The organism is Azoarcus sp. KH32C, from assembly GCF_000349945.1.
GTDB lineage: Bacteria > Pseudomonadota > Gammaproteobacteria > Burkholderiales > Rhodocyclaceae > Aromatoleum.
The window spans coordinates 1,783,696-1,802,433 of the sequence record NC_020516.1; the positions used below are offsets into that span (position 1 = coordinate 1,783,696).

General features: G+C 65.1%; 18 protein-coding genes. 12 read left to right on the top strand and 6 right to left on the bottom strand.

All coding sequences use genetic code 11. The annotated features are described in order from the left end of the window. Positions 1 to 11: 11 nt before the first annotated feature. The 3 genes from AZKH_RS07845 to dctP all read right to left on the bottom strand — a co-directional run bounded on the left by AZKH_RS07845 (position 12) and on the right by dctP (position 3,020). Entirely contained in the window at positions 12 to 1,361 is a 1,350-nt protein-coding gene (locus AZKH_RS07845) for a TRAP transporter large permease (protein WP_015435219.1), read from the bottom strand. Then, positions 1,358 to 1,915 (bottom strand): TRAP transporter small permease, encoded by a 558-nt coding sequence (locus AZKH_RS07850; RefSeq protein ID WP_015435220.1) that lies wholly within the window; start codon positions 1,913 to 1,915, stop codon positions 1,358 to 1,360. The genes AZKH_RS07845 and AZKH_RS07850 overlap by 4 nt, the downstream gene beginning before the upstream one ends. Positions 1,916 to 1,994: 79 nt before the next feature. Further along, positions 1,995 to 3,020 (bottom strand): TRAP transporter substrate-binding protein DctP, encoded by a 1,026-nt coding sequence (gene dctP, locus AZKH_RS07855; RefSeq protein WP_015435221.1) that lies wholly within the window; start codon positions 3,018 to 3,020, stop codon positions 1,995 to 1,997. Positions 3,021 to 3,253: 233 nt separating this feature from the next. On the opposite strand from dctP, the gene AZKH_RS07860 reads away from it, so the two are divergent. The 3 genes from AZKH_RS07860 to AZKH_RS07870 all read left to right on the top strand — a co-directional run bounded on the left by AZKH_RS07860 (position 3,254) and on the right by AZKH_RS07870 (position 5,456). Continuing rightward, complete coding sequence (locus AZKH_RS07860) at positions 3,254 to 3,724, top strand: universal stress protein (RefSeq protein WP_015435222.1); 471 nt, start codon at positions 3,254 to 3,256, stop codon at positions 3,722 to 3,724. 156 nt (positions 3,725 to 3,880) lie between these two features. Further along, the gene (locus AZKH_RS07865; protein WP_041656011.1) at positions 3,881 to 4,573 is read left to right on the top strand and encodes a GntR family transcriptional regulator; all 693 of its coding nucleotides are present in this window, start codon (positions 3,881 to 3,883) and stop codon (positions 4,571 to 4,573) included. Positions 4,574 to 4,739: 166 nt separating this feature from the next. Continuing rightward, a complete protein-coding gene (locus AZKH_RS07870) occupies positions 4,740 to 5,456 on the top strand; it encodes a hypothetical protein (RefSeq protein ID WP_015435224.1) in 717 nt (238 codons plus the stop codon). A 27-nt stretch (positions 5,457 to 5,483) separates the two neighbouring features. Here the strand turns inward: AZKH_RS07870 and AZKH_RS07875 are convergent, their stop codons facing one another. Then, complete coding sequence (locus AZKH_RS07875; RefSeq protein WP_015435225.1) at positions 5,484 to 5,708, bottom strand: DUF3079 domain-containing protein; 225 nt, start codon at positions 5,706 to 5,708, stop codon at positions 5,484 to 5,486. 135 nt (positions 5,709 to 5,843) lie between these two features. Then, on the bottom strand, positions 5,844 to 6,776 hold the full coding sequence (gene rocF, locus AZKH_RS07880; RefSeq protein ID WP_015435226.1) for an arginase: 933 nt from the start codon (positions 6,774 to 6,776) through the stop codon (positions 5,844 to 5,846). 374 nt (positions 6,777 to 7,150) lie between these two features. Here rocF and AZKH_RS07885 point away from each other — a divergent pair, with 374 nt between their 5' ends. Next, entirely contained in the window at positions 7,151 to 8,053 is a 903-nt protein-coding gene (locus AZKH_RS07885) for a DMT family transporter (protein WP_015435228.1), read from the top strand. A gap of 176 nt (positions 8,054 to 8,229) precedes the next feature. Then, on the top strand, positions 8,230 to 10,095 hold the full coding sequence (locus AZKH_RS26255; protein ID WP_015435229.1) for a HAMP domain-containing sensor histidine kinase: 1,866 nt from the start codon (positions 8,230 to 8,232) through the stop codon (positions 10,093 to 10,095). Between the two features lie 25 nt (positions 10,096 to 10,120). On the opposite strand, the gene AZKH_RS07895 is transcribed toward AZKH_RS26255, so the two are convergent. Next, on the bottom strand, positions 10,121 to 11,788 hold the full coding sequence (locus AZKH_RS07895) for a sigma-54-dependent Fis family transcriptional regulator (protein ID WP_015435230.1): 1,668 nt from the start codon (positions 11,786 to 11,788) through the stop codon (positions 10,121 to 10,123). A 287-nt stretch (positions 11,789 to 12,075) separates the two neighbouring features. On the opposite strand from AZKH_RS07895, the gene adh reads away from it, so the two are divergent. The 7 genes from adh to AZKH_RS07930 all read left to right on the top strand — a co-directional run bounded on the left by adh (position 12,076) and on the right by AZKH_RS07930 (position 18,733). Further along, a complete protein-coding gene (gene adh, locus AZKH_RS07900) occupies positions 12,076 to 13,596 on the top strand; it encodes an aldehyde dehydrogenase (RefSeq protein WP_015435231.1) in 1,521 nt (506 codons plus the stop codon). 158 nt (positions 13,597 to 13,754) lie between these two features. Further along, positions 13,755 to 14,111 carry a DUF779 domain-containing protein gene (locus AZKH_RS07905; protein WP_015435232.1) on the top strand — a complete coding sequence of 119 codons (357 nt, stop codon included), beginning with the start codon at positions 13,755 to 13,757 and terminating at the stop codon, positions 14,109 to 14,111. Between the two features lie 202 nt (positions 14,112 to 14,313). After that, positions 14,314 to 15,303, top strand: coding sequence for an ABC transporter substrate-binding protein (locus AZKH_RS07910; protein ID WP_015435233.1), 990 nt, complete (start codon positions 14,314 to 14,316; stop codon positions 15,301 to 15,303). Further along, positions 15,303 to 16,124, top strand: coding sequence for an ABC transporter permease (locus AZKH_RS07915; RefSeq protein WP_015435234.1), 822 nt, complete (start codon positions 15,303 to 15,305; stop codon positions 16,122 to 16,124). Before AZKH_RS07910 ends, AZKH_RS07915 begins: the two co-directional genes overlap by 1 nt. 3 nt (positions 16,125 to 16,127) lie before the next feature. After that, positions 16,128 to 16,901, top strand: a complete 774-nt coding sequence (locus AZKH_RS07920; protein ID WP_015435235.1) for an ABC transporter ATP-binding protein — start codon at positions 16,128 to 16,130, stop codon at positions 16,899 to 16,901. Next, on the top strand, positions 16,894 to 17,703 hold the full coding sequence (locus AZKH_RS07925) for an ABC transporter ATP-binding protein (RefSeq protein ID WP_015435236.1): 810 nt from the start codon (positions 16,894 to 16,896) through the stop codon (positions 17,701 to 17,703). The genes AZKH_RS07920 and AZKH_RS07925 overlap by 8 nt, the downstream gene beginning before the upstream one ends. Positions 17,704 to 17,755: 52 nt before the next feature. Then, a complete protein-coding gene (locus AZKH_RS07930) occupies positions 17,756 to 18,733 on the top strand; it encodes a PQQ-dependent catabolism-associated beta-propeller protein (protein ID WP_015435237.1) in 978 nt (325 codons plus the stop codon). Positions 18,734 to 18,738: the final 5 nt, after the last annotated feature.

The window sequence follows — 18,738 nt, forward strand, 5'->3', positions numbered from 1 at the left end:
CCCGGTTCGCGTTACTTCGCCCCGAGGAAGTAGTCGGGCAGGGCGGTCGAGATGCCGGGGAAGATGCACATCAGCACCACCGAGGCGATCATCAGGCCGACGAAGGGCATCACGCCCCAGATCACGTCCTTCAGCGGGATGTCCGGCGCCACGTTCTTGATGACGAAGATGTTGAGGCCCACCGGCGGGTGGATCAGGCCCAGCTCCATCACGACCGTCATCACGACGCCGAACCAGATCAGGTCGAAGCCGGCTTCGCGGATCGGCGGCAGCAGGATCGGCGCGGTCATCAGGATGATCGACACCGGCGGCAGGAAGAAGCCCAGCACCACCACCAGCACCAGGATCACGGCCAGCAGCACCCACTTCGACAGATGCAGCGCGACGATCCACTCGGCGGCGCTCTGCGAGATGTGCAGGTAGCTCATCACGTAGGAGTAGAGCAGCGACATCCCGATGATGAACATCAGCATCGTCGATTCCTTCAGCGTGCTGGACAGGATCGGCTTCAGCTGGGCCGGCTTCCACACCTTGTAGATGCCGCCGATCAGCACCAGCGCGAGCAGGCCGCCGAGGCCGGCCGTCTCCGACGGCGTCGCATAGCCGCCGTAGAGCGCCACCATCACGCCGATCAGCAGGATCACGAAGGGCAGCACGCGCGGCAGCATCGCCGTCTTCTCGGCGAGCGTGAAATGCTCCTCCTTGAGCAGTGCGGACTGCTTGCCCCCCGACTGCGCGAGCGTCAGCGCCGCGTCGTACTCGCGCTTGTACTTCCACGCGGCGTAGCCTGCGAACACCACGACGAGCAGGACGCCCGGACCGATGCCCGCCAGGAAGAGCCGCCCGAGGGACTGTTCCGAGGCCACCGCGAACAGGATCATCGTGATCGACGGCGGCAGCAGGATGCCCAGCGTCCCGCCCGCGGCGATGATGCCCGCGGCGAAGCCCGGCGAGTAGCCGCGCGCCCGCATCTCGGGGATGCCGGCACTGCCGATCGCCGAGCAGGTCGCGGGGCTCGAACCCGCCATCGCCGCAAACAGCGCGCAGGCGAAGACGTTGGCAATGCCCAGGCCGCCCGGGATCTTGTACATCCACGCATGGATCGCCGAATACAGATCCGCGCCCGCGCGGCTCTTTCCGATCGCCGCGCCCTTCAGGATGAAGAGCGGGATCGACAGCAGCGTGATGCTCGCCATCTCCTCGTACACGTTCTGCGTCACGGTATCCAGCGCCGAGCCGGGCATGAAGAAGAACATGAAGATCACCGCGATCAGGCCCAGCGCGAACGCGATCGGCATGCCGGAGAACATCAGCAGCATCGTTCCGATGCCATACATGATTCCAACCAGGGTGGTGCTCATTGCTTGCCCTCCTTGGTGGGCTGGCCGCTCACGACCTGCAGGAAGATCTGCAGCGCGAGCAGCGTCATGCCGACCGCCATGAAGCTATAGGGAATCCACAGCGGGGGCGCCCAGGACGACGAGGTCGTCATGCCGTCGACCCAGGCCTCGTGGAACAGCGTCCACGACTTCCAGGCGAAGAAGCTGCAGTACAGGCAGGACGCCACGTCGCACATCAGCTTGCGGAAGCGGTTCACCGCCGCCGGCAGGATGCCGTCGAGCGCCTCGATGCCGATGTGGCCGCGCTGCGACTGCACCCACGCGCCGCACGAGAAGGTCGCGCCCACCAGCAGGAACACCGCCGCCTCGTCCTGCCAGTCGGTGGCGATGTGCAGGAAGTAGCGCAGCACCACGCTGCTGGTGAGGATGCCGCAGGCGACGAGGATCGCGATCATCGACAGGCCGAGCGCCGCCTTGTTGAGGACCTCCACCGCCTTCGCCAGCGGGCGGAGTACGCCCGTGACTTGCGGCGTGGCCAGGGGCGCATGCCCCGGCAGCTCGAAACCGTGACTCATTGGACTACCCTCCGGTCGCCGACGCGACCACCTCCCCGAGGGAGGAGAGCGCCCCCTTCGGGCGGCCGTGCGGGCGCGCTCATAGCGACTTCTCCACCAGGCCGAGGATGCGGGCGCAATTCGCGTTCTTGCCGGCGTAATCCTTCCACGCCGTTTCACGCGCGATCGCCTGCCACTTCTTGACCGTTGCGTCGCTCAGGTCGTAGGCCTTGCCGCCGGCCTTGGTATAGACGTCGACCACGGTCTGGTCGTCGCCCTTCGCCTGCTCCAGCGCAAACTTCTCCATCTCGGCGCCGATCGTCATGATCAGTTGCTGCTGGTCCTTGGGCAGGCCTTCGAAGATGCTGCGCGAGATCATCAGCGGCTCGAACATGAACCAGTAGGTCTTGCCGCGACCGGTGGTCAGGTGCTTGGCCACTTCCTCGAGGCGGAAGGAGACCAGGCTGGTGGAGGAGGTCATCGCCGCATCCAGCGCGCCGGTCTGCATCGCCGCGTAGATCTCGTTCGACGGCAGCGACAGCACGGCCGCCCCGGCTTCCTTGAGCACCATGTCCATTTCGCGCGACCCGCCGCGCACCTTCATGCCCTTGGCATCTTCTGGCTCGACCAGCCCCTTCGTGCGCGAGGCGACGCCGCCCGCCTGCCACACCCAGCTCACGATCACGACGCCCTTGTCGGCGAGGACGTCGGTGAGCGCCTTGCCGATCTCGCCGGTCTTCCATGCGAGGCCCTTCTCATAGGACGTGACCACGCCCGGCATCAGGCCGATATTGGTCTCCGGCACTTCGCCTCCGGCGTAGGAGAGCGGCACCAGCGACATGTCCAGCGCGCCCTTGCGCATCGCGCTGAACTGCGCGTTCACCTTCATCAGCGAGGAGCCCGGATAGACCGTGCCCTTCATCGCGCCGTTGCTGCGCTTTTCGAGCTCGGCCGCGAAGCGTCGGCACAGCCGATCGCGGAAATCGCCTTCGGTGAGCGTGCCGCCGGGGAACTGGTGCGAGATCTTCAGCTCGGTCGCGGCGTTGGCGAAGCGCGGATTGCCCAGCAACGCCAGCGAGGGGGCGGCGATCATGCCGCGCAAGAGGTTACGACGGGTGATGTTCATGGATATGTCTCCTCCACTTTGGGAAAGGTTGGTTGCCGGACCCAGGCTGCGGTCCGAGTGCATCGTCACACTGTTGCCGTGGATTCGTATGCTACTGGTCAATTCGTGTATACAAGACTACACTTGAAGAACACAAAGTCAACAATTTCTGTATTTCTGATCTGGAGGAGGGGTTTCTCGCGATCGGAGGCAGAAAGGTCTTATCCACTGGTTCGAAATAGGAGGAGCTTCAAATGGCTTATGGCATCCAAAACATCCTGATCGCGACGGATCTGGGACCGCACAGCGCGGACGTGCTGAAACACGCGGCGGGAATGGCTCAACGCCTCGGCGCGCAATTGCATCTCGTCACAGTGATGTATAGCAGCGCCCAAAACTCGATGGTGGCGCTCGACAGCTACCTGCCCGAGGAGGCAATCCCCCGACTGCGTGAAGACGCGGTCCGGCGCATCCGCGAGCGGATCGACGAGGAGATTGCCGATCTGGGCAAGGATGCTTCACTGGCGGGCGTGACCTCGGTCGGAATCCTGGAGGGCGCGCCCGCCGACATCGTGCTGGCCGAGGCGCAGCGCCTGGAGGCCGACCTGATCGTGCTCGGCTCGGCCGGGCATACTGCCCTGGGCGAAATCCTGATCGGTTCGGTCGCCCACCGCGTCACCGTCAAGTCGACGGTGCCGGTGCTGCTCGTACCGATCAATCATTGAACTGCAGGCTTGCAGCGGCGGGGGAACCCGGGTTCCCCCCGCTCTTGACATTATGTATACAAAAAAGGCGCGTCAAAATACATGATGGAAGATTTCTGTATTAGAATGCGTACGTGATATGAAGTCCGGGCGCGGATGCGCCCCCAGAGGCTGACCATGGACCATGAACAACCCTCCCTCCGGCGCTCGGAGGAACTCAGCGAAATGATCGAGGAGCAGATCGCGACCGGCATCCGGCAGCCGGGGTCGCGCCTCGATGAACAGGAACTCGCCGCGGAATTCGGGGTGTCCCGCACCCCGGTGCGTGAAGCGCTGATCCAGCTGGCCGCGGCCGGGCTCATCGAAATGCGTCCCCGGCGCGGAGCGACCGTTGCCGAGGTCGGCCCGGCGCGACTGTGCGAGATGTTCGAAGTGATGGCGGAACTCGAAGCGATGTGCGGCCGCCTGGCGGCTCGGCGAATCAGCGAGACCGAACAAAAGGCGCTGCAGGAGGCACATCGCGCCTGCGAATCCGCCCGCGATGCGCAGAACCCGGACGAATACTATCGGCTCAACGAAGTCTTCCATCGCGCGCTCTACGCCGCGAGCCACAACGAGTTCCTGGCAGAGCAGGCGATCGCGCTGCACCGCCGGCTGCGCCCCTATCGCCGGCTGCAGCTGCGCGTACGCAACCGCATGCAGACTTCCTACTCCGAGCATCAGGCCATCGTCGACGCCATCCTCGCCGGCGATGGTGAACTCGCCGCCGAGCGTCTGCGTGGCCACGTCGCCGTGCAAGGCGAGCGCTTCGTTGACCTGGTCTCTTCCCTTGCCGTCCTGAAAACGGCCGCGCCGCAGGAGGCCGGATAGGGCCGTTGTACGCCCGCCGCGAGGACCCTGCCTGCTTCCGTGCCCGCGCCTGCGCCGCTACAATGCGGCCTCCCCGCGGCACGAGAATTTCCGCACCGGAGACGATGTAGCCTACGGCCATGGCTTGTCGTCCTCGCGGTGCGGATGGTCCGATCTGGAGTTTGAAATGCAAGGCAAGCCACACCGTTTTCCCCCCGTCGCATCCTTCGTCACCCTGTCGGCGGGCCTGCTGATGGCATCGCTCGCCCACGCCGAGGCGCCGATGAACGTCGATGATGCCGGCACCCTCGACAAGGGCGGCATGAAGGTCGAAGGCATCTGGAGCAAGGACGACCGCGCCCGCGGCGGCGAACTCGTTTTTGGCTTCAGCCCGATCGACGACGTCGAGCTCGAAGTCGGCGCCGGCCGCGTCCACGACGGTAGCGCCCGGCCCTCCACCCGCTTCGAAGGCTTCGGCTTCGGCGCGAAGTGGGTGCCCTACCAGAACGAAAAGGGCTGGTCGCTCGGCGCGCGCGTCGACTTTGGCGTGACGCGCATCAAGGACCGCGAGACGCCCGACCGCTTCAGCGAACGCAGCTACGCGCTGACCGGACTCGCGTCCTACCGCTTCGAGAACGAGCAGGTGCTGCACCTCAATCTCGGCACCGAGCGCATCCGCGCCAAGGGCGAGAGCGACACCTCCGGCACTTGGGGCATCGGCTACGAATTCCCGCTGATGGAAGACTTGCAGCTGACGGTGGAAACCTTCGGCGCCGAAGACTCGCGTCCGGATCGCGCGCTGGGCCTGCGCTACGAAATCCTGCCCGGACTCAAGATATCCGGCGCCCTCGGTCGCGGCAACGACCGCAATTTCGCCCAGGCCGGAATCGCCTGGGAGTTCTGACTCCGCTGACTGCGCCGGCGCGACCGCTTAGCGTGGCGCCGCCGCCCCGTCATCGGCCGGCTTTTCTCCTTCCTCGCCCGTCTCGATCCCCCAGTCGCCATACGTGTACCAGTCCTCACCCAGCATTTCCGCCGGGTGCAAGGTACGACCGGATCCGTTGCCGCAGGCGAGCGAGGTCGCCGGGCAATACTTGTCGCAGCCCCAGCAGATTCGCTCGGGATGCTTGGGGTGCAGGGGAAATTTCTTGGCCATGGTCGGGGAGCTACACGTCGGTTGGGGTGCGCTGATCGGCGGCTTCACTCACATAGTTGAGCGTTCCGCTCGGGTTTATGGAATGCAGCTTACCCCGCTGTGTGCACATTGATTTGATCCAGGGCAAGAAATCGCTCAGGTAGTGTGCCGATGCATCCGCATCAGCGTGCTCTTGCCGAACAGACTTTCGACGAGATCCACCGCAAGTTCCGCGGTCATGTTGCGATGATCGAGCGCCGGATTGAGCTCGACGATATCAAGCGACGCCAGTTGCTCGGTGTCGGCGATCATTTCCATGCACAGTTCGGCTTCGCGGTAGGTCGGTCCGCCGCGCACCGTGGTGCCGACGCCGGGCGCGATGGTCGGGTCGAGGAAGTCGACGTCCAGGCTGACGTGCAGGTGCGTGTTCTCATCGACGCCCGCGAGGGCCTGTTCCATCACCGCCCGCATGCCGACTTCGTCGATGTAGCGCATGTCGAAGACTTCCACGCCCAGTTCGCGCAGGAAGGTCTTTTCCCCTTCGTCGACGCTGCGGATCCCGACCTGCCGGATGTCGCAGGGAAGCATCGCGGGGACATGGCCGCCGATCCGCGTGAGCGTCTCCGGGCCGTGGCCGCACAGGCACGCGACCGGCATGCCGTGGATGTTGCCGGACGGAGTCATCGTCGCGGTGTTCAGGTCGGCGTGGGCATCGAACCACAGTATGCGCAGCTTCTTGCCGGTTTCCCGGCAATACCGAGCGACCGCGCTGATCGAGCCGATGGCGAGGCAGTGGTCCCCCCCCATCATGATGGGCAGGCGCCCGCCGTGGAGTTCTGCGTACACGGCCTCGTGCAAGATCGTGTTCCATGCCGCCACTTCCGCGAGATGACGGAAGCCGTTCACCGCCGGCAACTCGGGGTTGTTCGGGCCGCTCAGGTTGCCGCAATCGAGGACATCGACGCCGAAGGCGGCAATCGCCCGCCCGAGTCCGGCCACGCGCAGCGCCTCCGGCCCCATGCTCGCGCCGCGCACGCCCGCGCCGACGTCGGTCGGAACTCCGATCAGACTGACATTCCGGTTGGTCATGTCCTCAGACTCCCACTGGATTCGGTTCGGGGACTGCCGCCCACGCACGTGTCCGGTTGATGTAATCAAGTTTACTTCTGGCGATCTCGTTGTGGCGCATGGGCTTGTCCTTTGTTACAGCGATGTGGGGGCGAATCTTGAACGACAGCAGTGTCAAGCAGAATAGCCAAACATGCAGCGATAGAGTCAGATAAATATCAAAACGGCAGAGTTGGCTGCCATTGTGTTCAAGGCGCACTCTTCCCCGCGACGGATTCCATTAAGATCGCCGCATCTGCCGGCCGGAATCTTCCGGAATCCGGCGAATTTCACTGAAGGAATCCAATGACCGGTTCGATCTGCGGGCGTCCGTGCCCGTTCCGCGGCGGTGTCCGATGAGGCGTGCGCAGGCCAACGCGCTGCTGCTCGTAGCGGCATTGATCTGGGGGACTGCATTCGTCGCCCAACAGGCGGGAATGCGCGACGTCGGTCCGTTTACGTTTACAGGCGTTCGCTTCCTTTTCGGCGTTGTGATCGTGGCGCCGCTCGCCTGGTGGGAGCTTCGGCGACTCGCGCGCAGTGGTGTGCGCCTCGATGCGCGCGACTTGATCGGCGGTTGCCTGCTGGGCGCGGTCTTGTTCCTGGGCGCGGCCTTCCAGCAGATCGGCGTGGGCGGAACCACCGTCAGCAATGCCGGCTTCCTGACCGTGCTCTACGTGCCGATCGTGCCGGTCGCGAGTGCGCTGCTGCTGCGCGAACGGCTGCACTGGTCGGTCTGGCCGGCAAGCTTCGGCTGTCTGGCGGGCACGTGGATGCTCGGTGGTGGAGCACTGTCTGCATTGTCGGTCGGCGACCTGTGGGTGATCGCGAGCGCGGTGTTCTGGGCGGCGCATGTGCTGCTGGTTGGTCGTTTGGCAACTCGCAAGGGCGCGCCGATCGCGGTCGCGATGCTGCAGTTTCTCGTGTGCGGTCTTCTGGGACTTGCCGTCGGCGCTGCCGGCGAGGTGGTGAGCACCGACGCCCTTGTGCGCGCGCTGCCGTCGATCACCTACGCCGGCGTGCTGTCGGTGGGGCTCGGCTTCACACTGCAGGTCGTCGCACAGCGTCACACGCAGGCCGCCGACGCTGCGATCCTGCTCAGTTGCGAAACGCTCTTCGCGGCGCTGGCCGGCCGAGTCGTCCTCGGCGAATCGATGTCGGTGGAGCAGATGGCAGGCGGCGCGCTGATCTTCGCGTGCGTGATGGCGGTGCAACTGCTCCCGCTGCTGCGGGTCCGGGTCGAGGTGCCGGCCTGCTGACTTCGCCCGGTTGCGCCGGATTTCCATTTGTCATCGATCGGATTCATGCCATTTACGGATCCTCGCGCATCTCGCAAATTGACAATATGGAGGTCGGCAGTAATCTAGTGACACTTTGCACAAGCGCTGCGCCTGCCTTTGGCTCAAACAGGGCTTGATATTGTCATGAGATTACAATGTCTCCTCCCGGCGTATCGGTTTCAGATATCGAAGTGGAAGCTCAGCGGCAAAAAACGGCGCTGTTGTTTCGCAATGCGGGCATCGCTCAAGCCGTCAACGTCGTCAACGGATCCTTGCTGGCGTTTGTAAATACGACGCTTCATACCGATCCCTGGCTGGCCTTTTCATGGTGGGCGCTTATGGTCGCTGTCGCCGCGTGGCGTTATGGGATCGCGCGACGGTTTGCGACCGCGGTCCCGAATGCGGTCGACGCGGTCGCGTGGCGCCATCGTTACATTGCTGCCACCGCGATGACGGCCGCCCTTTGGGGCGCAGGCGCCGTGCTCTTCAGTTGGCATGCCCCAGATGGCGTGCGCCTGTTCACGGGCCTGGTATTGGCCGGAATGGTGGCCGGTGCCGTGCCCGTCCTGGCGCCGGTCCCCGCCGCCTTCCGGATCTTCGCCTTGCTGGTCGTCCTGCCGCTGGCTGCCGTCCTGTCGTTGCAGGCCGACTCGGTGCTGCACTGGGCGTTCGCGGCCATGGTCGTCATCTTTCTGGCTGCCGTGTTGGCGAGTGCCACCTACTTGCACGAGTCGCTCGATTCCGCGATACGTCTGGGACTAGAAAGAGGTCGCATGGTCGACACGCTCGAGCATGCACGTGCCGTCGCCGAAGCGGCCCTTGCCGAACAGAAGGGAGCGGAAAGGGCGCTGCTGGCCAATGAAGAGCGGTCGCGGCAGCAACTGGAAAAACTGGTGATGCAACGGACGGCCGAACTTGCGACCGCAAAGGTCGAAGCCGAGCGTGCCAACAACGCCAAGACGCGATTTTTGGCGGCCGTCAGCCACGACCTTCGACAGCCGCTCTCTGCGCTCTCGCTATACGTGGGGGCACTCGGAAGCAAGCCCTCGGCGGTTGATGGCCTAGTGGTGGCGAACATGCAGAACTGTGTTACCAGCCTGAGTGGAATGTTGAGCAACCTGCTGGACCTGTCCAAGCTGGAGGCGGGTATCGTCACGGCCGACCCCGGCGATTTCATGCTCGATGCACTCATCGCGAACGTCGTGTCGTCGCAGGAGCCGGAGGCGAATGCAAGAGGATTGCAGCTGCGCTGTACCGTGTCTCACCTGATCGCCCGCACCGATGCAATCCTCTTCCGGCGCATCATCGAAAACTTCGTGTCCAACTCGATCCGCTACACCGAGAAAGGCGGGGTCCTGATCGGCTGTCGGCGACGCGAAGGAAAGATGTGGGTGGAGGTCTGGGATACCGGCCTCGGCATTCCAGAGGACAAGACGTCCGAGATTTTTGAGGAATTCCGGCAACTCGGCAATTACGAGAGAAATCGGGCGAAGGGGTCCGGGCTCGGGCTCGCCATCGTCGCCAAGACTGCCGAATTGTTGGGTTTACAGATCCGGGTTCGCTCCAGACCGGGCAAAGGGTCGATGTTTGCCGTGGAAGTTCCGCTCGGTGAAGCGGTCAAACCCGCATTTCGCCACGCATATTCGCATCGGCCGCTAAGAATCGCAGTGGTGGAAGACAACGCCGAGGTCGCCTTGGCGCTCACCCACGCGCTGACCAGTGCCGGTCATGAGGTGATCGCCGCCGCTTCGCGGAAGGAACTCTGGCCGCGCCTCGACGGCAGGGCGCCCGACGTCGTGATCTCCGACTACCGGCTTGCCGGAAGCGAAACGGGTTTCGATGTCATTACCTCGCTCCGGACGGCCTTCGGCAACGATCTGCCTGCGCTGCTCATCACTGGCGATACCGATCCGTCCGTGATCGGTCGGATGGCTGCCGAGCGGATTCGCGTGCAGCACAAGCCGCTGGATTTCGAGGCGCTGCTGTCGCGGATCGCGGACCTCGTCGACAAGAATCGCTGACGGGCTTTTCCGGCGGCTCGGTGCCTTACGCACCGATGAGGTGGTCTTCTTCGAAAAGCTCCGGCGGAATGTCTTCCGGACACAGTTGTTCGGCTTCGTCGCCCATCAGCGCGAGGATCAGGGCGATCTGGTTGCGCAACTCGCGCAGGTTGCCCGGCCAGGCGTGGCGATGGAGCAGGGCGAGCGCCTCGGGGCGGATGTAGATCTGCCGGCCCGGTGCGGCCTGGCTGACGAAGCGCCGCACGAGCGTTTCGAAATCGCTGCGTTCGCGCAGTGGCGGCATCGACAGGATGTGCCCGCCGTTGGCGTGGAAGTTCCGTAGGTCCAGGTGACCAGCCCCTTCGAGCTCGGCTATCGGGCGCCGCGTCGCGCCGACGATACGTGCGCGCGATCCGTCGTTGGCGTCGAAGAGCCGCGCCTGCAGCGGCACCGGCAGGAGGTCGAATTCGTCGAGGAACAGGATGCCGTTCGCGGCCTGCGTCCAGGCGATGTCCACTTGTTCCTCCCCTTTGGCGCCCGGCGCGAGCCCCCGGCAATCGATCCCGACGATCGGAGCATCGGGCGAGGCGCAGTGATCCGCGTGGAAGGCGCGGATCACGTAAGCCTTGCCGGTTCCCATCTCGCCTTCGACGAGGAGCGGTGTCGGTGCGATGGCGCATTCGTGGAGGACGTCGATGATCTCCGCGATACGCGCGTCCCCGAGTGCCATTTCGCCCAACCGTGAATTGCCGGCAGCAGGCGAGGAGCGTGCGGATGAGGTCGGCGGCGGCGACGGACGGGCCGGGCTTTCGGCTTGCGATGCATGCGGCGGTGCGGTGTTGCGCGGTCTTCGTCGCCGCAGACTGGCGCGCGCGACGAAGGTCCGGCCGTCGAATGCGCGCAGCGGGAACAGGGCTTCGTCGGCGCGCGCGGCGTGCGTCACGATGTCGCCCCAGCGCGTCAGGAAGCAGCTGTCGAAGGTCCCCGCTACCCCGCCTTCGGGCAGATTGAGCAGCGCACGCGCGAGTCGGCTCGTCGCGAGCATGGCGCCGGTCTCGTCGAACACCGCCAGCGCATGCAGCGGCGTCGAAAGACTGTTGACGCCGGCTTGGAAGCGCAGCGTCAGGAAGCCGTCGTCAGCCGTTTCGATCAGGCGTTGCTCGATGAGCTCTGCCGTCGTGCGCAGCAGCGCACGCGCGTGCGTCACGTTAGCGCGCGCGTCGGATGAGATATCCAGGATGCCGAGCATGCCGCCCGTCGGCGCGAGGATCGGCGTTGCGACGCAGGCGAGGATGCGATTGCGTTCGAGATAGTGTTCGCTGCCGAGCACCGACACGGTGTCTGCCGTCTGCAGCGCAGTGCCGATCGCGTTCGTGCCCATGCTGCCTTCGCTCCAGTCGACGCCGGGGCGAAGTGCCACGAGGCTCGCGCGGTCGAGGAAGTCGGTATGCCCGACTGCGCTGAGAATCATGCCGCCGCGGTCCGCGAGCAGCACGGTCGAATGGGGGCTCGCGATCTGCGAATACAGGCCCTCGATCATCGGCCGTGAAAAGGTCAGCAGTCGGTTGTTCGCCTCCAGCCGCTCCGTCAGTTCCGCATGCGCGACCGCCGTCCCGTCGACCGGTTCGTCGGGACGCAAGCCGTGATCCTGGCTGCGCGCCCATGACGCGACCAGGGTTTCCGGAAGAAGAGGAGCCTTTGGAACAGGGGTCATGCGGACATGCAAAGCACAAATCATTCCGTGCGCTGGGCAGGTCCTTTCAAATGTTCTAGCCATGCAGCGATGTTGCGAATTGGAGCAACTGTGCCCTTGTTGAGCAGCGCAACATGCAAGCCGATTGACATCTTGAATTAATGCATATGGCCTGATTAATGATTCATATGACTGTATTTAAATGAAAAATTGAATGGCGTTGAGGTTGGCAAACCAAGCTGGCACGCCCCCTGCGAAAAGGTCCTGCGACGCAACAGCGTTTCAATCAACTACTGGAGACACCGTTCATGATCTACTCGCTGCCCGGCACGCCCGACGCCAAGGTCCAATTCAAGACCCGCTACGACAATTTCATCGGCGGCAAGTTTGTCCCGCCGGTCCGCGGCCAGTACTTCGAGAACCTGACCCCGATCACCGGAAGGCCCTTCTGCCAGGTGGCCCGTTCGACCGAGGAAGACGTCAACCTCGCCCTCGACGCCGCTCACGCTGCTGCCGACAAGTGGGGCCGCACCTCGGCTGCCGATCGCGCCAACATCCTGCTCAAGATCGCCGACCGCCTCGAAGCCAACCTTGAAATGCTCGCGTATGCCGAGACCGTCGACAACGGCAAGGCGATCCGCGAAACGCTGAACGCCGACATCCCGCTGGCGGTCGACCACTTCCGCTACTTCGCCGGCTGCCTGCGTTCGCAGGAAGGCGGCATCAGCGAGATCGACGAGCACACCGTCGCCTACCACTTCCACGAGCCGCTCGGCGTCGTCGGCCAGATCATTCCCTGGAACTTTCCGATCCTGATGGCCGCATGGAAGCTCGCTCCCGCGATCGGTGCCGGCAACTGCGTGGTGCTGAAGCCCGCCGAATCGACCCCGGTCTCCATCATGGTGCTGGTCGAACTGATCGCCGACCTGCTGCCCCCGGGCGTGCTGAACATCGTCAATGGCTTCGGCCGTGAAGCCGGCATGCCGCTCGCGACCAGCAAGCGCATCGCGAAGATCGCCTTCACCGGCTCGACCGCAACGGGCCGTGTCATCGCCCAGGCCGCTGCGCAGAACCTGATCCCCGCCACGCTCGAACTCGGCGGCAAGTCGCCCAACATCTTCTTCGAAGACATCGCCAACGCCGACGACGAGCTGTTCGACAAGGCGATCGAAGGCATGGTGCTGTTCGCGTTCAACCAGGGCGAAGTGTGCACCTGCCCGTCGCGCGCGCTGATCCAGGAATCGATCTACGACCGCTTCATGGAGCGCGTGCTCCCCCGCGTCGCGGCGATCAAGCGGGGCAGCCCGCTCGACACCGAGTCGATGATGGGGGCGCAAGCCTCGACCGACCAGATGAACAAGATCATGTCCTACCTGGACCTGGGCAAGCAGGAAGGCGCCCAGTGCCTGATCGGCGGCAATCGTGCCCACTTGGGCGGCGAGCTGGCCGAGGGTTACTACATTGAGCCGACCCTGTTCAAGGGTCACAACAAGATGCGCATCTTCCAGGAAGAGATCTTCGGGCCGGTGCTCGGCGTGACGACCTTCAAGGACGAAGCCGAAGCCCTCGAGATCGCCAACGACACCCCGTACGGCCTCGGTGCCGGCGTGTGGTCGCGTGACGGCAGCCGTGCCTACCGCATGGGCCGCGGCATCAAGGCCGGCCGCGTGTGGACCAACTGCTACCACGCCTACCCGGCGCACGCCACCTTCGGCGGCTACAAGGAGTCGGGTATCGGTCGCGAAACCCACAAGATGATGCTGGACCACTACCAGCAGACCAAGAACCTCCTGGTCAGCTACAGCCCGAACGCGCTGGGCTTCTTCTGAGCTTCGGTCGCCGCTGTGGCACGGACGCCTGACCGTGCCGCAGTGGTGGCGTTCTCCTCTCCCTCTCCTCCCTCCCAGAGTGGAAGAGTTATCGGGCGGCCTCGGCCGCCCGTTTTTTTTGCCGTGGACCTGGGGCACGGCGAGACAAGGAGATTCGAATGGTCGACACGGTCATCGCAACGCCCGAGGCCGAGGCCTTGATCCAACGCCTGATCGCGCAGCACGGTCCGGTAATGTTCTTCCTCTCCGGCGGTTGCTGCGAAGGCAGTGCGCCGAACTGTTACCCGCGCGGCGAATTCGTCGTCGGGCCGGCAGACATCCTGCTCGGGCAGATCGCGGCCAGCCCCTTCTATATCAGCCGCTCGCAGTATGAGTTCTCGAAGCACACTCAGCTGATCATCGACGTCGTGCCCGGGCGGGGCGGGATGTTCTCGCTCGAAGGGCCGGAAGGCTACAGCTTCCATCTGCGCTCCCGTCTATTCACCGATGAGGAAATCGCGGAGCTCTTTCCCTGAAGCATCCGTTGCGCGGAAGGCGCAAAGCGTCAACATGCTGCTGCTCCGTTTTGGGACAGGATGTTCCACCGCGCAACGATTTCTTTTGAAAGGCTTGTCGGAACGCCTCTTCGTCAATGTGGATCGAATCCTGCATGTTGCGGGTACTGCGGCTACGATGAACGCTATGTGGCCGACAAAAACATAACGAGGAGACAATCTGATGTTCCGCAATCTGCTGCGAGCGGCGTTCGCCGCGCTGGCGTCGTTCGCCTGTCTCGTCGGCGCCGCAAAGGCTGCCGACCTGCCGACGATCCGCATCGGCGTCTTGCAGTACGGTACCGTCAGCTGGGAACTCGAAGTCATGAAGCGGCTCGGCCTTGCCGAGCGCGAAGGAGTGCGCTTCGAGGTCGTGCCGCTGGCGCTGAAGGACGCCGCGAACGTCGCGCTGCAGGGCGGGGCGGTGGACGTGATCGTCAACGATTGGATCTGGGTTGCGCGCCAGCGCGCCGAGGGGCGCGACTTCGCCTTTGCGCCGTATTCGCGTGCGATCGGATCGGTGATGGTGCGGCCGGATTCGAACATCCGCACGCTGGCGGACCTGCGTGGCCAGCGCATGGGGGTTGCCGGCGGCGCGCTCGACAAGAGCTGGCTGCTGCTCCGAGCATACTCCCGCAAGACCATCGGCGAAGACGCCGCAAAGCTCGTGAAGCCCGACTTCGGCGCACCGCCGCTCCTGAACGCACTGATGTTGAAGGGCGAACTGCCCGCGGTGCTCAACTTCTGGCATTTCTCGGCGCGCCTGCGTGCGGCGGGGATGCGCGAGTTGCTGAGCCTCGACCAGATCCTGCAGGGGCTCGGCGTCGAAGGCGAACTGCCGATGGTCGGCTGGGTCTTCCGCGAGGATTGGGCGACCAAGAACCGTCCCGCGCTCGAAGCCTTCCTGCGCGCATCGGCCAAGGCCAAGCAGGCGATGCAGGAGTCCGACACGGTGTGGGCCGACATCCGCAGCCTGACGCAGGCCGAGGACGATGCGACCTTCACCGCCCTGAAGCAAGGCTTTCGCGCCGGCATCCCGACGGCCGACGTCGCACGCGCCGAACGCACGGCCCGCAGCGTGTTCCGCATCCTGGCCGACGAAGGCGGCACCGATCTCGTCGGCTCGGCGACTGCCTTGCCGGCCGGCACCTTCTGGCGCGCGGGCGGCCGGTGATGAAGGGCGCGGTCGATGAGGCCGGCGTGATGCTCCTGGGCGAGCGCCGCAAGGCACCTCGGCTCGGCGTGCCGCGCGTCGGCGCGGAAGCTTGGCTGCGCCTCGCATCGCTCGCAGGATTCCTCGTCGTGTGGCAGGTCGCGGCGATGCTGTTCAATAGCTCGACGCTGCCGGCCCCTGCGGTCGTGTTCCGGCGCGTGTTCGACGAAATATTGTCGGGCGTGCTGCCGCTTCATCTCGGCATCACGCTCGCGCGCGTCGCGGTGAGCTTCCTGCTCGCGATGGCGATCGGCACCGCCATCGGCATCGCGATGGGGCGCTGGCGCCAGCTCGACCTGCTGCTCGACGGCTGGCTCGTGCTCGGCCTCAACATCCCGGCGCTGGTCACGATCATCCTGTGCTACGTCTGGTTCGGCCTTAATGACGCCGCGGCGATCGTTGCCGTCGCGCTCAACAAGATCCCGACGGTGGTCGTCACCGTGCGCGAAGGCGCGCGCGCGATCGACCGCGGCCTGATGCAGGTCGCTCAGGCCTATCGGCTACCGCGGCGCCTCACCTTCATGCGCGTGTATCTGCCGCAGCTCTACCCCTGGCTGATCGCCTCCGCGCGCTCGGGGCTGTCGCTGATCTGGAAGATCGTGCTCGTCGTCGAACTGCTCGGCCGCAGCAATGGCATCGGCTTCCAGCTCAACATGTTCTTCCAGCTCTTCGATATCGCAGGCATCCTGGCCTATACGCTGACCTTTGCCGCGGTGGTGCTTGTCGTCGAAGCGGCCGGCCTGCGCCCGCTCGAACGGCGGCTCACCCGCTGGCGGAGTTGATCCATGCTTGAAATCACGATCGACCGCAAATCCTACGCCGACCGCGGCGGGCGTCCGCATCTCGCGCTCGCGGGGCTCGAACTGCGTGCCGCGCCGGGCGAATTCGTCTGCGTCGTGGGCCCGTCCGGTTGCGGCAAGAGCACGCTGCTCAACGTCATCGGCGGGCTCGATCACGACGTCGATGGCCGCATCCGCATCGGCGAACCCGGCGCACGGCACGACACCGGCTACATGTTCCAGGAGCCGCGGCTGATGCCCTGGCTCACCGTGCTCGACAACGTGCTGCTCGTCGCCGGGCCGTCTCCGGAAGCGCGCGAACGGGCGCTCGGCCTGCTGCGCGCGATGGAACTCGGCGACGTGATGCACGCCTATCCGGGGCGGCTGTCCGGCGGGATGCAGCGTCGTGTCGCCCTCGCGCGTGCCTTCGTGATCGAACCGGCGGTGCTGCTGATGGACGAGCCCTTCGTGTCGCTAGACGTGCCTACCGCCAACCGCCTGCGTGCGATGCTCGTCGAACTGTGGCAACGTTGCCGCAGTACCGTGCTCTTCGTCACGCACGACCTGCGCGAGGCGCTCTCGCTCGCCGACCGCGTGTGTTTCCTGTCCCCCGCGCCGGGTCGCGTCGTGCTGGAATTGCAGGTGAATCTTCCGCGTCCGCGCTTGCCCGACGACGCGGCCGTCGCACAATTGCATGCCCGTCTGCTGGCGGAGCACCCCGAGATCCTTGCCGGGCTGGCGACCTGCGGATCGGGGAAGGAGGAAAGACCGGATGTCTGAAACGATCGAAGCCGCGCCCGTCATCCAAGGCCGCACCCAGGACCGCAACAGCATGCCCGACCCGACGCCCGACACGGCACTCCTGCACCTCGAGGATGTGCGCAAGTCCTACGGACCGCGCGAGGCGCTGCGCGGCGTGAGCCTCGCGGTCCAGCCCGGCGAATTCGTCGCACTGCTGGGCCCGAACGGCGCCGGCAAGAGCACGCTGTTCCAATTGCTGACGGGGCTTTTCAACGCCGACACCGGCCGCATCAGCGTCTGCGGCCACGACATCCGGCGCGACCCGGTGCGGGCGCTCGCCGACATCGGCGTCGTCTTCCAGCAGATGACGCTCGACCTCGATCTGAGCGTGGTCGCCAACCTGAACTTCCATGCGAAGTTGCACGGGCTCGGTGGCAAGCGCGCCCGCGAGCGCATCGACGACAGCCTGCGCCGCGTCGGCCTCGTCGATCGGGCAGAAGACCCGGTCCGTGCCTTGAGCGGCGGCAACCGGCGCAAGGTCGAACTCGCCCGCGCACTCGTGCATGAGCCGGCCGTGCTGCTGATGGATGAGGCCACCGTCGGACTCGATCCCGCCTCGCGCCGCCAGCTGCTCGACGAGGTCCTCGCGCTGCGCGACCGCGGCGTCGCGGTACTGTGGGCGACCCACCTCGTCGACGAAGCGGAGGCCGCCAACCGCGTGATCGTGCTTCACCAGGGACGTATCCTCGCCGAAGGACGTCCCGAAGCCCTCGCGCAATCCGCCGGGACGCCGACGCTCGCCGAGGCTTTCCTGAAGCTCACCGGCGGCAACCAGGACTGAACCGACGCCCCCAAGACGACGCATCCAACAACAACGACAGGAGACTCCCCCAGTGATTCGCATCAGGACGACGATGGCCGCGCTCGCGCTGGCCTTTGCCGCAGGGACGGCCGGCGCGAAGGATACCGGCTACGTGTTCGTCAGCAGCGAGAACGACAACGCCGTGACCGTGCTCGACGGCAAGACCTGGAAGGTCGTGAAGACGATCGCCACCGGCAAGCGCCCGCGCGATATGCACCTGAGCCCGGACCGCCAGTCGCTCTATGTCATCTCGAGCAAGAACAACCGCGTGGACGTCATCGACATCGCGCAGCTCAAGGTCGTGCGCAGCATTCCGGTCGCCGAGGATCCCGAGATGTTCGACCTGTCGGCCGACGGCAAGCGCCTCTACGTTTCGCACGAGGAGGGCGCCCAACTCGCCGTGATCGACATCGCATCGCGCAAGCCTGTGGCCCATGTCGAAGTCGGCGAGGAGCCCGAAGGTGTACGCGTCAGCCCCGACGGCAAGCGCGTCTATGTCACCTCCGAAGTCGCGAACATGGTCCACGTCGTCGATACCGCGACCAACAAGATCGTCGCCAACGTGATGGTCGGCAACCGCCCGCGCCGCTTCGCGATGACGCCGGACGGAGCCGAGGTGTGGGTCACCAACGAGATGGGCGCGCGCGTCTCGATCATCGACGCGACGCGCGACGCCGTGAAGGGCAACGTCGACTTCAAGCCGAAGGGCTTCCGCCCCGACGACGTGACGCCGGTCGGCATCACGATGACCCGCGACGGCAAGACTGCCTACGTCACGCTCGGACGCGCGAATCACGTCGCCGTCGTCGACGTCGCGACTCGCGCCGTGCAGGACTACATCCTTGTCGGCAAACGCGCCTGGGGTACTGCACTCAATCGTGACGAGAGCCAGCTCTACGTCGTCAACGGCCTCTCGGACGACCTCTCGGTGATCGACACCGCCAGCCGCAAAGTGCTGCGCTCGGTGCCCGTCGGCCGCGTGCCGCATTCGGTCGTGATCGACGACTAAGGGGG